Source organism: Microcoleus sp. PH2017_35_SFW_U_B (genome assembly GCF_020737865.1).
Classification (GTDB): domain Bacteria; phylum Cyanobacteriota; class Cyanobacteriia; order Cyanobacteriales; family Microcoleaceae; genus Microcoleus.
The window spans coordinates 1-14,949 of record NZ_JAEQDE010000116.1 but is presented as its reverse complement, the minus strand read 5'-3'; the positions used below and the strand labels follow the sequence as shown (position 1 = coordinate 14,949).

The window sequence follows — 14,949 nt, the reverse complement described above, 5'->3', positions numbered from 1 at the left end:
AGACCAAATCTGCTGTGTCCCGCACCAAATTCAATCCACCGATCATCTATTGATTTTCAGGATTTGGCGTGGGAGATGGCGTGGGAGAGGGTGTTTGCGGTTTCTCTGGTTTGGGCGCTTCTGCTTTTTTCCATTCAGACAAAGGTCGTTGGACGGCATTTTTAAAGTCAAACGGTACTAGCAGCACGGGCAAAGTTTCTGCCCCATTTTGAGGTGGGGCTTCCGCCGGGTTGGCTTGGGCGTACAAGAAGCGGCCGCTAAAGTCTGTTTTGCCTAAAACTAGGCGGTGAGTTTCCTGGTTGTCCAGCTTGACTGTGACTGTGGCTTGCGGTTGGTCGAGACCGAATTCTGGCAGTTGAGCGGCAGTAATATCTATTGTGCGATCGCTCTTTCCTGTTCCCAGCCTATCTAGCAAAAAATCCACCGATGCCTGACTCGCGTGTGCTTGCACCGGCAATTTCATTTCCCAGCTAGACTTACCTCCTTTACGAGCATAAACTCGTTCAAAAGTCAATATCTTTTCCGGAGTTTTGACTGTAAAGAATTGTACGCGATCGGACTTGAAAGTAAAAATTTTATGTTTTTCGTCCTTAGCCGCCTCCTGTTTTGGGGACACTTGCGTCTCGTACAAAGAAACCAACCCCGCCATGGTCAACGCAACAGCTATCAATATAAATGTATTTTTCTGCAATTTCATAATAATGAGGAATTCGGCATGGTCAGCAGTCATTAGTCATTAGTCAGCAGTCATTAGTCATTAGATTGTAGGGTGCGTCAGGCTTGAATATTTTGACACCGACTAATAATTTTTCCTCTGACGCACCTACGGGAATTAGTATCAGATTGTAGGGTGCGTCAGGCTTGAATATTTTGACACCGACTAATAATTTTTCCTCTGACGCACCTACGGGAATTAGCAATTGGTGGAAAAACAAGCAAGAAGCAAAGTAGTTATTGTAGGGTGCGTCAGGGTTAAATATTTTGATTTCAGACTAATAATTCCCCCCTGACGCACCCTACGGGAATTATGGATTAGGAATTGGAAATTGGGAATGGGTTGAAAAACAAGAAACAGGCAAATAAATCCGTTACATCCGTTAAATCCCGTACATTGCTCGTTGCCGAACTTGCTTCATAATTATCTTCTTTTCCACCAAATAGCGCCACCAACGCCCAGTCCCAGTAAAGGCCAAATCAGCCAAGCTAAAACCAACAATCCTACTTGGACATCATTCATGTTAATGCGGCGGTTGGTAGCTTTTTTCGGGCTGATAGAAAAGCTTTGCTGGTCTGGTTTGCTCAACCAACTCACTGAATTGAGAAACACGTCGCTATTGAGTTGTTGGTCAAACCAACCGTTAGTCACAAATTGAGATGTACCAATTACTACCATGCGCGATGTTTTTGTAGGAGTAGAAGGCACAGAAGGAGTTGTGCTTGGACTGGGAGATGCTGTGGGAGATGTTGTTGGTGTTGGTGTGGAAGATGTTGTTGGTGTTGGCGTGGGCGAACTTTCAGGAGATGCTGTGGGAGATGTTGTGGGTGTTGGTGTTGAGGAACTCTCCGGCGATGCTGTGGAAGATGCTGCCGGTATTGGCGAAATTGTCGGTACTGCTGGAGGGGTAGCTTCCTGGGAGACAATCACCGAGTAGCTGATTGGGGAAGCTGTCGGCGAGGTTGTTGGAGATGGAGAAGTTGTTGGTGATGGAGAAGTTGTTGGTAATGGGGAAGTTTTCGGCGATGGTGTCGGCGATGACGAAGTTGTCGGCGAAGTTGTCGGCGATGCTTGGGGTGAAGGCGATGTTGTCGGGGAAGTGGTCGGAGATGGCGATGTTTTCGGCGATGGCGATGTTTTCGGCGATGGCGATGTTGTTGGCGATGGCGAAGTTGTAGGAGATGGTGAAGTTGTCGCCGATGGCGAAGTTGTCGCCGATGGTTGGGGTGAAGGCGTGACTGGTGTTGGTGAGGCTGAGGGGTTTAACGGAGTGCTCTCAGAACCCGATCGCACCAAAGCCACACCTAATAATAACGGGCCTTGTCGATCGGTCTTCGGATCGAACTCCAATTTTTTAGTCGTCAAATCGCTTTCCGCCCAACTTTCCTGACTCGTCCAAATCAGCGGTTTTTCCTCTATCCCTACTACAGGCGAAGTTTCCAAAGCGCGTGCAAACGGATAAAATGAAATACCGCTACCGAAACTTTGAGTAATCGGATGTTCCCCGTAACGCCTGACTGTGGGAACCGTCGCGCCCAGGCCGAATCTTTGACCACTACCCGAAGCATCGATGGCCAAACGGGAGTCTAGTTTTACACCCCATTCTTGCAAAAATTTGTCTAATCCCGTATTAATTGCCGGGTCTACCATTAAGAATAAACTGCCACCGCGATCGAGATAAGCTTTTAGTGCTTTAATTTCTACATCCGAAAAAGGTTTATCCTGTCCAGGAACAATTAAAGCATCTGCATCTTCTGGAACTTCTTTGCGTTCGCTCAAATTCAGCGTTTGAGAGTTATAGTATTTATCTTTCAGAGCTTTTTCAGCTTGCTGAATTCCGCCTTGACCTTCTTTCAGCGGGCGAGCTCCTTTGCCTTGCAAAAAGTAAACTGTAGGAGTACGAGTGCTGAGAATTTCTTCTAAGCCATTTGTAAGTTTTATCTCCGAAAGACCTTGATTCGGGTCACTACCAAAAGCAGTACCACCTTTTTGCAGCACTTGTTTTTTTTCACCGGATTGCAAGTAAATTTCTCCGATGCTGGTAATACTAAACTCCCGGATTTTTCCCGGTTGGGCCTGGGGGTCAACAAACTCGTATTGAAACTTTTCGCCTCCCTCGCGTTTGTAACTTTGCAGCAATTCTTTAATTTGCGGATTTTGGATGGGGTCAAATACCCAAACCTTGACTGTTTGTTGCAGGTTTCGCAGGATTTGTTGAGTCTGGGGGGCGAGGGTAAATTGTTGGCTTTCGGTTAAGTCGATGCGGAGGGGATAGCGAAAGGCTATGAAGTTAATTACTCCCAGAATCACAAAGACGGCGAGGGTAGCAATCAGGGCGTTGGTACTCGCTTGAGTGGAACGTCGCCCCCAAAAGCCTTGTTCGTAAGTCAAGGATAGCAGCCAAAGTGCGATCGTCACTATTCCGGCAATAACTAAACCGACTGTCAGGGGTTCCCACGCTGCGGATACAAGTGCTGCTGTTACCCCCGCTGCGGTGAGGAGAGGGCCCAGCCAAAAAACGTATTTCCAATTTGTTTTGGTAATTTTCATAAGCTAAATATTGTTTGTGTGAGCAAATTCCGGTTCAAGAATGTTATTCTATATTGAATTAGTCTGCTCCAACCAGGCTGTTAAATCTGAGAGACTATTGAAATCCAGGACGGCATCTCCTAATTCTTCTAATTCCTGTAATCCTAATTGACGGATAGAGTTTTCTAGTTCCGGTTGGATTGTGCCTAAGCGTCGCACAAGTTGACGCAATATTAATGAGAGTTGAGCAGTTTTTGTCAGTTGTTCTCTTGCTACTTCTATCGCAATCTGCTGGTCTTGAATCCACTGTTCTTGGTTCTGCAACTCTTTTAATTCTTCTTGACTAAAATTGTCCTTCTTGGCAATTTTAAAAGCTTTCTGAATTTCGGGAACAGCACTCAGTGTTTCGGGGACTGTCTCCAGAATACTGGTATTTTGGAGAAAGTAAATCCATTGGTCGGCTCCTGTTTCTAATTGTGCTAATTCTTTACTGAATTTTGGCAGCTCCACAAATACTAATTCTATTTCAGTATCTGGACAATCAAATTTTTGCTCTTTTTCTTTGAAAACAAACCTAGTCATAAATTCAGGCTGATTTTCAAACATTTCAAAGTCGGCAATTTTCAAGGAAGTTACTGTTTTTAGTCTTTCATAGCGTTCTTCTCCTGTTAATTGCCCGCTGTAGGCTTTGGCAGCATTGTACAACACTCTTTTCTCGAAGGAAGGCACGTTGAGCAGTTGGATTTCAATCAGGGCGATTCTGCCACCGTTAATTGTGGCTTTGACATCTAGGTGTGTGTCTGGGACTCCAAAAGTTTTATTTCCCGGTTGGGAGTCGATTATTTCTAAGTCTTTAATGACAGGCTGTGCTTCATAAAGGATGGCGTTTAAAAAATTAATGAGGATGTATTTGCTGTCGCTGGAACCGAAGATCTTTTTGAACGCAAAGTCGATTTTGGGATTGATAAATCTCATTGTTTGATTTATTTGGTAGAATCATTTACCCTGAAAATATAACCGAATGTTGAAGGAAGAAGGAAGAGAGAAGAAGGAAGAGGGAAGAGGGAAGAAGGAAGAAGGAAGAGGGAAGAAGAAGGAATAAGTCAGTAGGCAGATTAATGCCCGATGCCCGATGCCCGATGCCCCATGCCCCATGCCCCATGCCCCATGCCCCATGCCCCATGCCCGTTGTTTTTAAGAACGCTGATATCGCAAAGCGTCGATCGACTGTGCTGTGAGAAATACTCCTAGAATGATGTAACTGGCAAAGATAATTATACTGCTAGTATCAAAAACTCCCTTGACAAGATTAGTGTAATGTGTTAGGAGTGAAAGCTGTCCTAATGCTGCTCCGAAGGGCCCGCCGATACCGACGGCGGCTGCATCGATTACCCACAGAAATAAGACTAGAGCGAAGGTGAGGATGGCGGATAAAATCGTGCTGTCTGTAAGGGATGAAATAAACATTCCGAGGGACAATATTCCGGCTGCTAGTAAGATTAGGCCGCCGTGTCCTAGCAGCACGACGCCGGGGGGTACGGGTGGGGTTGAGGAACTTAGGGCGATCGCCTCGCAGAAGAGCAGTGGCAGCAACATTGTGGTATAAAATGTTAAAACGCCGAGGAGTTTGCCGGTAGCAACGACCCAGTTGGTTAAGGGCGATGTGGCTAAAAGTTCTAAGGTGCCGCGCTTGCGTTCTTCTGCGTAAAGTCCCATGGAGAGTGCTGGTAATACGAACAGTGAAAGGGAACCCATGATTCGCAGAAAAAGTTGCAGGAATTCATAGGCTATGTCGATCGCAGGTTCGGTAATTCCCATTCTATCTCGCTGGGTGATTTGAGGAATTAGGCCGTCGGGGGCGAGGAGAATGGCGATTAAAAAGTAGCCGGTGATCAGCCAAAAGACTGCTGCGATAGCATAGGCAAATGGTGATGCAAAATAGCTTTGCAGTTCCTTGCGGTAAATGGCGATGATATTACTAATCATTACTAACATTTAGGAATTGGGAATGGTTCAACAGTTGACAGTTGACAGTTGACAGTTGACAGTTTGAAAGCTACTTCTACCTAGAAGGATGAGGATTGGAGTAATGAATAGTCTGATTTTAATTCCTCCGTCACTCGTGTTCCGGCTTTCAACCAATTATTTCTGGTAATTGGGTATTGGTAATTGCTTCATTCTGAGTCGCCTCCGGGTCGTGTTTCGCTGTCGTTGCTCTCTTGTTGCTTTCTTTCTATTTTTCGCTTTCTGTTGACAGGTGGTTGTTCTCCTTGAGAATCGCTACTCGGTTGTGCCCTTTTTTTAACTTGCCGATTTTTGACAACAGGTTCGGCTTTAGGTTCGCTCGACTCCAGGATTTCTGCAACAGGTTCTGCAACAGGTTCGGATTTTGGTTGAGGAAGCTCGATCGACTCTGCAATTTGGGTCACAGGTTCGCGAACAGGTTGGCTCGACTCTAGGATTTCTGCAACAGGTTCGGCTTTAGGTTCGATCGACTCTACGATTTCTGCAACAGGTTCTGCAACAGGTTCGCTCAACTCTACGATTTCTGCAACAGGTTCTGCAACAGGTTCGGATTTTGGTTGAGGAAGCTCCCTCGATTCTACGATTTGGGCCACAGGTTCGGATTTTGGTTCGCTCAACTCTACGATTTCTGCAACAGGTTCTGCAACAGGTTCGATCGACTCTACGATTTCTGCAACAGGTTCCAGTTGAGAAAGCTCGATCGACTCTACGATTTGGGCCACAGGTTCGGATTTTGGTTCGATCGACTCTACGATTTCTGCAACAGGTTCTGCAACAGGTTCGCTCAACTCTACGATTTCTGCAACAGGTTCGGATTTTGGTTGAGAAAGCTCGCTCGACTCTTGTCTTTCGACAATTTGCAGAAATTCTGCAACAGGTTGCATTTCTGGTTCTATATCATTGATTGTCTCTGATGTTTCTGCAAGTGTTTCGGATGCTGAGTGAGAATCATAAAGCGACTCTACTGTTTCCGCTTCTGGTTCTGATGCTGGCTCAGCAAGCTCGATCGACTCTGGGATTTGGGCCACTTCCCGATTGTCTACAATCGGTTCTGGTTGAGAATGTGCGATCGACTCCACTGTTTCTACAACTGGTTCTGATCCTGAATCAGAATGCTCGATCGACTCTGGGATTTGGGCCACTTCCAGATTGTCTACAATCGGTTCTGGTTGAGAATGTGCGATCGACTCCACAGTTTCTACAACTGGTTCTGATACTGAGATTCAGAATGTGCGATCGACTCTACAGTTTCTACAACTGGTTCTGATCCTGAATCAGAATGTGCGATCGACTCCACTGTTTCTACAACTGGTTCTGATCCTGAATCAGAATGTGCGATCGACTCCACTGTTTCTACAACTGGTTCTGATCCTGAATCAGAATGTGCGATCGACTCTACAGTTTCTACAACTGGTTCTGATACTGATTCAGCATCATAGAGCGACTCTTGCCTATCTGACTCTAGTGTTTCTAAAACTGGTTCGTCCGATACTGGATGAGCATCATAGAGAGATTCTAGTGTTTCTAAAACTGGTTCGTCGGATACTGGATGAGCATCATAGACAGATTCTTGCCTATCTGAAACTAGATTTTCCACAATCGGTGCTGATTCCGATTGATGAGAGTCGGCGATCGAGTCTTGAATTTCTGTCGCTGCTTGTAGATTGCGATCGACCTCGGGTTCGCTGTGAACCAGACTTTCTTCCGGTTTCTTTTGGGCCGCTGTCAGCCGTAAAAACACATCTTCCAAAGTAGCGCGATTGCGGCGCATTTCGCAGAGTCCGAATCCTGAGGCGATAATAGCTGCGGCGATTTCTCGTCCTGGTTCCACCTCCGATTCGCATTCTGCCCGCAGGCGGTAGCGACTGGCTAAAAATTGCTGGCTGGGAATCAATTCGATCGATCGAACTCCCCGCACATTTTCCAAAGAAGGCAACAGCAGACTGTTGAGCAAATCCGCCTCACCTTCGACTTCGACTTCGTAACCTTCCCCGGTGGCCAACTCTCCCATCAAACGTTCGGGAGTACCAGCGGCGACGATTTGACCGCGATTGATGATGGTGACGCGGCTGCAAGTCATGCTGACTTCCGGCAGAATGTGGGTAGAAAGGATAATAGTGTGTTCGCCTGCAAGACTTTTGATTAAGTTGCGGACTTCGATGATTTGTCGCGGGTCGAGGCCGACGGTTGGTTCGTCCAGGATAATGACGGGGGGATCGTGGACGATCGCCTGTGCAATACCAACTCGTTGCCGAAATCCTTTAGAAAGTTTGCGGATTAAAACTTTGCGTTTATCAACCAGGCCGCAGCGTTCGATCGCGGATGTGACACGTCGGGCGCGATCGCCTGCAGGGACTTGCTTGATCCGCGCCACAAAAAATAGAAACCCTTCCACGCTCATTTCTGGATAAAGCGGCGGGTTTTCCGGAAGATAGCCGATCCGCTGTCTGACAGCCATCGAATTTTCGTGAACGTCGAGGCCAGCGATCCGGGCGGTACCGCTGGATGCCGGCAAATATCCCGACAAAATCCGCATGGTTGTGGTTTTGCCGGCGCCGTTGGGCCCCAAAAACCCGAGTATTTCTCCTGCTTCGACCGAAAAAGACACGTCCGCGATCGCTGCGGTCGAACCGTAAGTTTTGCTTAAGTGTTCTACTTCAATCATTTGTCAAAGTCATGTCGATTTTAGGTTTGAGATTTGAGATTTGAGATTGACTCCGCCAACCACAGGTCGGACGCCTGTTCCACAACCACAGGTGGGTTAGAGCCGATTTCTCACATTAGCCTGCCAGAAACCCAATCTATCACAACTGATGATTGTACTTGGAAGCGGGACACTTGTTTTAGGTCGATCGTCTGGCGCCGGCTAGCGTTGAGCTTGCTGTTGCTGGTTGGAAAATTCTCACATAAAAACAGGCAAGATGCTTGTTCCACAAAGAAAAAAGTGAATTTTGTTGTGGTCATTCTCCCCGCTTTGGATCGTATGGCGGGCGATCGCGTTACAAGAGAACCGAAAAATCTGTCAAAGTACCGTCTTATGAATGATCGAAGCCAAGCATAATTTCACTTTAAAAAACCCATGCTACGAACAGTTAGTAAGCGATGCCTTCTTCTGCCCCGTCTTCTTCCACAGACTTCTTTCCAACCCCCAGCCTGCTAAACCCGACTTTTTCCAACTCAAGGGGGCTACAAAAGTGCCGACTTTTCTATACTGAAAAATTTGGGCTTCCCTGACATCATATGAATAGGTTAAGTTAATCAAGTGAAAAAGGGAGTTAATCAATGCGTTTTGGATTTTTGAGTTTTGGTTTGCTGGTTCTCTCAGGAGCGATAATTGCCGTAGATGTCGCACCTTCTTTAGCAGCAGCAAGCGCCCAAACAAACAGAGAGTTGTCACAGTCGCAGGCACAAGAGCGATCGCAGCAGCTAATTGCCTGTGGTTGCACTAGCAGAGGTTGTAGTAGCTGTAGCCGTCCTACTCGCGGTGGTCGTAGATAGGATAATTAGCAGCTATCGAGTGACTGCTGTTTTTAGATAGTTGAGGATTGGGCATAAAAGAATAGTCTTTTTTCAGTCCAATCCTCTGTTTGTAGAACTTAATTGGTAGATCGATTCACCAACAAACTTGCTTGCTGCTACTAAGGAACGAAAATTTAATAACTTACACATATTTGTGGGATGGGCCAGAAGAACCCGTCTTTTCTGGACGGGCTCTTCTGGCCCATCCCACAAGAACAATAAAAATTGTAAGTTATTTAATTCTCATTCCTAAGCTTTATTAACGGGGAATACTCCAAATCCTAACAGAACTATCTGGACTGCCACTGGCAAGAGTCTGCCCATCGGGGCTAAAAGCAACAGAATAAACCGAATTTGAATGTCCGGTGAGAGTTTGCAATAATTCGCCAGTATGCAGGTTCCAAAGTCTAATGGAGCTATCATAACTGCCGCTTGCCAGAGTTTTCCCATCCGGGCTGATAGCCAGACACCAAACCCAACTTAGATGTCCAGTAAGAGTGCGCTGCAATTCCCCTGTTTTCGGATTCCACAGTTTAATACTATTTTCAGCAATACGGCTAACTTCGTTCCAGCCACTACTGCTAACAAGGGTTTGACCGTCAGGACTAAAAGCGACAGACAAAACTTGCGCTGAATGTCCTTTAAGAGTGCGAATTAATTTCCTACTATTCAGACTCCACAACTTAATAGTCAGATCGTCACTGCCGCTAGCAAGGGTTTTGCCATCAGGATTAAAAGCGACCGAAGTAACGTTGTTAGTGTGTCCGTAAAAAGTATAAAGCAGCTCTCCTGTGTTAACACGCCACAGTTTGATTGTTTTGTCATGGCTGCTGCTAGCGATGGTCAGACCATCCGGGCTAAAAGCAATCGATCTAACATCGCTAGAATGACCTTTGAGAGCGCCCAAAAGCATCCCAGTATCTAGATTCCACAACTTAATTGTTGTGTCCTTCTCATTTTTCGCATCCTCCTCCAGTAGCGGCCCCGTAGCTAGCAATTTTCCATCCGGACTGATTGCAACCGACCAAAGCTTTGATGAAGCTCTAGATAGTTTTTTAATGACTTTCCCTGTACGCCAATTGTAAAGTTCGATCGGTTCATCGTAACTACCTCTGACAAGGGTCTGTCCGTCAGGGCTAAAAGCAACTGAGGTGACTGCATCAAATACTTCCGAACCTCCTTTCAAGGTGTTGATTAGAGAAAGATTTTTTAAAGGTGCAGGAGGTTGACCTTGTAAAGGAACAAATTTAGGTAAAATTAATACACTGACGCAGGCAAATGCTGTTATTCCAATTCCGACTAATGCTTTCTTAGTTTTAGCAAATGACTTCAGCCACTTTCTTTCAGTATTCAGCGGGCTAATTCCCTGTAACTCAGTCGGAGGAACTGCCGACAACCCTTCTTCACTAGGGCATTCAATCTTAGCTATAGCCTGTAAAATTGCTTCGGGATTTTTCGGTCTATTCTTCGGATAGAAAGCCATCAGCTCATCAATTAAATCTGCCAGCAATCCCGAAATTTGTGGTGCTTGATCTCGCCAAATCACCTCTTGATATAGCTCGTCTTCAAGGTCAGTTGGATTTTTTCCGGTTAAAAGAAAGACAAAAGTGCGTCCCAAGGCATAGAAATCGGATTGAGGCAGCGCTTTGCCTTTTATTTGCTCGAACGGAGCGTAGCCTTTGGTATATATCTTTGTAACTTCCCCCTCATTCTCGTCCGCAATTTTTGAAAGGTAAGTGTTTGTGATTATCCGCACTGCTCCAAAGTCGATTAACACCAGTTGACCGTCAGGTTTTAATATGATATTTGCTGGCTTAATATCTCGGTGAAAATAATGCTGCTGATGCAAGTAAGCTAGAATATTTACCAGTTGCTTTAACCAATTAATTGCTTGTTGTTGGCTGATGGGTTGATAATCTATCTGCTTTAGCCACTGCTGCAAATTATGACCGTAAATTTTATCCATCACTAGACAGTAAAGCGTGTTTCCTCCTTCTTGATAGAGAAAATATCCGTCGGGTTCTACTTTAGGAATTCCTGGATGATCTAGTCGTATTAAGACATGAGCCTCTCGCTCAAACAGGGATACTGCTATTTGTTTTTCCTGCAAGTTTGAACAATTCTCAAAATGCAGAACTTTGAGAATTTTTGGCGTCCCTCGCTCCTCAACAATATCAAAGATTTTGCCAAATCCTCCGGGAGTATCCAAATCTAACTCTTGCACAATACGATAGCGATTTTGAAGTATCAATCCAGGCTGAAGCATGGCAAATAAAATATGCTTTATTTCAACTCTTCGGACAGTTTTCGATCGCCAAAAGCGTAGGAGCAGGGTTTCAGGGCGATCGAGAATGAGGGGAACGCTAACAAAGCACACTATAGGCTTTCGGGAAAATCAAAGATTTCAGAGTACGACCTAAAAATTGTTATTTGTTACATACAATAATGATTAATAACATATTTCCTAATTACAGGCTGTAGCCTAAACAAGTCTTGACCGATTTCGGTTTCGATCAGCGATCGCCAACTTAATGACTCCAAAGCATTCATTAATGTTGAGCTAGATATATCTGACGAAATCTCCGATCGCAATTGATTAAAGTCAACAGATTTGTTAAGTATAGCTAATTGACACATTACTTTTATTTCTAAATCAGTTACACGTTCAAACATCTGGGATAAAACTACCTCTATTTGACCTCCTATAAAAATCGTACCTGTTCTGAGAAAATCAGAAGTTTTACCAGCAAATAAAGTGATAATTGTTGCTGAAATCATCCATAGTGCTAAAGGATTTCCTTCGTACCTTTCAATAAAATCATTCCATTCTTTTTCTTTTACTAACCCTCGTTCGAGAAGAATTTGCTGTGCGGGTTCATTTTTCAAGCCACTCACTTTATGAGAGCGAACAAGGCGAGTTCGATTTTCTAATAATGAAATGTCGATAGATTTTTCTGAAGTTGTCAATACCAAGCAGCTTTTATGGTTCAATTCACCTACTTTTTTGAAAAATCTACCGTAATCCTGATATCCGTCTCGATATCTGCCAGCCAACAAACCTGTTTCCATAATTGTCTCGACTCCATCAATTATTACCAAACATCGGTGCGCGTTTAAACACTCGATCGCTCGCGAGATGGCATCAGAGGGTGTTTCTGGTAAATTTGTTTCCTCTTGGCTACAGATAAATCGGATGATGTCTTTGAGGACGGTATGTATGGGTGGAGTGCGATCGAGACTTCGCCAGATAATAAAATCAAAATCATTTTGAATTTTTTGTGCCAGTTTGACAGACAGAGACGTTTTGCCAATTCCCCCCATGCCCAACAGTGCCACCAGCCGACAGCGGTCTGTTACAATCCACTGCTTCAGTGCGGTCAATTCTTCTGTACGTCCGTAGAAAACAGAGACATCAGGGGCTTCCCCCCAATCTTGTCGAGAAGGGGCGATCGCTGATTCTGGCAATTTTTCGGGCAGCGGAAGAGTTGGTGAGGAGCGATCGTCTTCTGCAAGTATATTCTTAAAGCTTTTTTTCCTAACCTCTTTCCCCAGTGCAGATGACAGCAGTTGCCAGAATTCGGAACCTAACTCCTTAGCATAACTCAGGTTGCAGTTACATTCACTGGAAATTTGCTCGTAAGTCTTATCTTCTAATACCTTACGAAATATGTTTTTTTGCAGATCGGTTGGGGATCTCCCCGTCCGAGCATGAAAAGACGCCTCTGCAAGTTCTAACGCAGTGTCAACGTTCATATTTGGGAGTTATGCAAAAATCATACTTCAGTATAACCCATTTTCCGATCGCCCTACTTTTTCCAACTCTTGCCGACCAACTCAGCCAAAAGCGACTTTTATCGACAAAATTGAGCTGTGAAACAACCCACTTTACCAGACTGAAAAATTATTGGTTTTGAAACAACATAGTAAATGTCAAGTCAATCGATGAAAACAGGAGTAACGATTGTGCCTTTACCGACAACCGACCAACAGTGGGATTTACAAAGTGGAGATGGCTGGCAATTTGACGATAATTCCAGTACAGGTGGTAAGCTTACCAATATCAAAGAAGCCTCACCAGAAGTGAAACAACTCTCTAGGGAATTGTCTCAAAAACTGGTTGGATTCTCCGCCCCAATGAGTGCTGGTTATGCCTACGAATACAGCGGTGCTAATGGCAATCCCTACAATGGTAATAATGTCTCCCACGCTGGGATTGATTATGCAGTTGGTGCGAACATAAATGTCTCAGCGGTAGTTCCGGGAAAAATCATTAATGTTGTATCTTATGGTGCAACTGGGCAATTTGTGACTGTAGAAGGTAATGATGGAAAGCGCTGGATATATGGTCACATCCAAACCAGCAAGAGACCTGGAGATTCTGTGAATATTGGAGATCCGATCGTCGGTACAGTCAAAAACCAAGGTCGGAACACTCATCTCCACATAGAGGTTCAAACTGCACCTTTTGATTCCAGTATTATTGGTGGAATTCCCTATCAAACAAAAGGAAGTCGGAATTTTGTTCTAACCAATACAATGAGTCCACTTCAAGCCTACTCGGAGTCGAAAAATGGTGGCGGTGTTCCTGTAAACACAAAAAGGGGCACAGAAGGGGACGATCGCATTAGTGGAGGAGCCGGCAACGATACTTTAATCGGTTTGGGTGGCAATGATAGCCTGTACGGCGAAGCGGGCAATGATTCCCTCATTGGCGGCAATGGAAATGATTACCTTGACGGCTATGCCAGTTATGTCAGTCGCGAATTTGACACTTTAACGGGTGGAGCTGGTGCAGATACTTTTGTACTTGGCAATGCACGACAAGGAGTTTTCTATCAAGGTGACGGTAATGCAATTATTACAGATTATTCAACTCGAGATGACTACATCCAACTCAAAGGAAGCGCTAACGACTATCAGTTAATCCGTCAGGGTTCTGATACCATAATTTCCTTGAAAAACGCAGATAGGATTGGTATTGTTCAGGGGGTAACAGACTTGAGCTTAACTGCCCGAACGGGAAGAGTTGATTTCAAATTTGTCTGATGTTGAGTTTCTTGATTTCTTCTCACCATTAATATCGAAGGTAAAAGAGCGATCGCCCAAGATTTCATACAAGCGATCGCTTGTATGAAATCATCTTAAATCCTTGGCAACTTAGCCCTGATTTTTGACAACCTTAAATAGAGGTTCGTTTACTAGGAGGACTGTGATGGAGCGCATAAGTAAATTGACAGCAGCACTAGAACAATATTCCGATCGCACTCCCCAAGATGAACAACTATGTCAACTCATTTTAACTATTTGCTCGCAACCTCGCGATAGTTTGCAGCGTCGAAAATCAATGGAGCGATTGTTGCTGAAAGTGCAACGCTTGCCAAAATTGTCAAAAAGTTCTCATCCCTATTATTTAGAAGCGGTAAATAAAACTTGGGAATGGTTAGACAATAACCTTCACAATTTTCATCCCCGCAGTTCTCCGATTCGAGACAGTTTCGTGACTTGGATTAACGGTAATCTCCGGTATCGAATTAGAGATTTATACGCTGCAAAACCCAAAAATATGGTTTCCCTAGATGTTAGAGAACGCAGCCAATTTTACCACCCATGTTTGGGCAGTATTGACGCTTATATCGAACCGCTTGAAGCTGAGGAAAACAAAAGTTTAGCACGAAAGATCGCGCAATACATTAATCGAGATCCCGAAGCTAAACTGCGAAAGTGTTATCCTAAAAATCGTCCCGACTGCAACTGTCAAATTATTGCTAAAAAAATGTTTTTGCACCAGTCGCCAGAAAAACTAAGCGAGATCGCGCGACAGTTGAATATCAATACCCAAACCATTCACTCTTTTTGGAGGAGGAAGGGATTCCCAACAGTGCGATCGCTCGCCAGAGAAATTGCTCAAATAAACTCTGATATTATGTCCGGATAATTGGTTTTTGTCTGTGATAGTGACCTTCATTCTCTCTCTTTCCGAATGCGCACGGCCCCTTAACACTACAAAAAAACACAAGCCCCAATCTGGTATTCAGAAAGGATCTGGAGTTATGTAAAATAAACCAGGCATCGAGCTATTTTCTCAGGCAGTGACCCGCCAAATATCTTCGCCACCGCAGCGTTTAACAACCGAGTTCGGGATGGAATCGGAGTGGTGCCAC

General features: G+C 44.7%; 10 protein-coding genes, 1 rRNA gene and 1 pseudogene. 3 read left to right on the top strand and 9 right to left on the bottom strand.

All coding sequences use genetic code 11. The features are described from left to right. Positions 1-46: 46 nt before the first annotated feature. The 6 genes and pseudogenes from JGK36_RS28250 to JGK36_RS28225 all read right to left on the bottom strand — a co-directional run. Positions 47-616, bottom strand: a complete 570-nt coding sequence (locus tag JGK36_RS28250; RefSeq protein ID WP_293201237.1) for a DUF4340 domain-containing protein — start codon at positions 614-616, stop codon at positions 47-49. Between the two features lie 522 nt (positions 617-1,138). Continuing rightward, positions 1,139-3,265, bottom strand: a complete 2,127-nt coding sequence (locus JGK36_RS28245) for a Gldg family protein (protein WP_293184960.1) — start codon at positions 3,263-3,265, stop codon at positions 1,139-1,141. Positions 3,266-3,313: 48 nt separating this feature from the next. Further along, positions 3,314-4,219 carry an Rpn family recombination-promoting nuclease/putative transposase gene (locus tag JGK36_RS28240; protein ID WP_293184962.1) on the bottom strand — a complete coding sequence of 302 codons (906 nt, stop codon included), beginning with the start codon at positions 4,217-4,219 and terminating at the stop codon, positions 3,314-3,316. Between the two features lie 219 nt (positions 4,220-4,438). Next, a complete protein-coding gene (locus JGK36_RS28235) occupies positions 4,439-5,239 on the bottom strand; it encodes an ABC transporter permease (protein WP_293184963.1) in 801 nt (266 codons plus the stop codon). A gap of 179 nt (positions 5,240-5,418) precedes the next feature. After that, on the bottom strand, positions 5,419-6,462 hold the full coding sequence (locus JGK36_RS28230) for a hypothetical protein (RefSeq protein ID WP_293201235.1): 1,044 nt from the start codon (positions 6,460-6,462) through the stop codon (positions 5,419-5,421). 521 nt (positions 6,463-6,983) lie between these two features. Continuing rightward, positions 6,984-7,934: pseudogene (locus JGK36_RS28225) on the bottom strand (ABC transporter ATP-binding protein); the annotation flags it as partial. Positions 7,935-8,551: 617 nt separating this feature from the next. Between JGK36_RS28225 and JGK36_RS28220 the strand changes: the two are divergent. Continuing rightward, on the top strand, positions 8,552-8,767 hold the full coding sequence (locus JGK36_RS28220; RefSeq protein ID WP_293184968.1) for a hypothetical protein: 216 nt from the start codon (positions 8,552-8,554) through the stop codon (positions 8,765-8,767). Between the two features lie 280 nt (positions 8,768-9,047). On the opposite strand, the gene JGK36_RS28215 is transcribed toward JGK36_RS28220, so the two are convergent. After that, positions 9,048-11,165 (bottom strand): serine/threonine-protein kinase, encoded by a 2,118-nt coding sequence (locus tag JGK36_RS28215; RefSeq protein WP_293198231.1) that lies wholly within the window; start codon positions 11,163-11,165, stop codon positions 9,048-9,050. Between the two features lie 56 nt (positions 11,166-11,221). Beyond that, positions 11,222-12,541: an NB-ARC domain-containing protein gene (locus JGK36_RS28210; RefSeq protein WP_293198229.1), complete on the bottom strand. Its 1,320-nt coding sequence runs from the start codon at positions 12,539-12,541 to the stop codon at positions 11,222-11,224. A 174-nt stretch (positions 12,542-12,715) separates the two neighbouring features. On the opposite strand from JGK36_RS28210, the gene JGK36_RS28205 reads away from it, so the two are divergent. Continuing rightward, positions 12,716-13,834, top strand: a complete 1,119-nt coding sequence (locus JGK36_RS28205) for a peptidoglycan DD-metalloendopeptidase family protein (protein WP_293191742.1) — start codon at positions 12,716-12,718, stop codon at positions 13,832-13,834. A 166-nt stretch (positions 13,835-14,000) separates the two neighbouring features. Continuing rightward, positions 14,001-14,723 (top strand): hypothetical protein, encoded by a 723-nt coding sequence (locus JGK36_RS28200; protein WP_293191745.1) that lies wholly within the window; start codon positions 14,001-14,003, stop codon positions 14,721-14,723. A 126-nt stretch (positions 14,724-14,849) separates the two neighbouring features. On the opposite strand, the gene rrf is transcribed toward JGK36_RS28200, so the two are convergent. After that, a 5S ribosomal RNA gene (gene rrf / locus JGK36_RS28195) occupies positions 14,850-14,949 on the bottom strand; the annotation flags it as partial.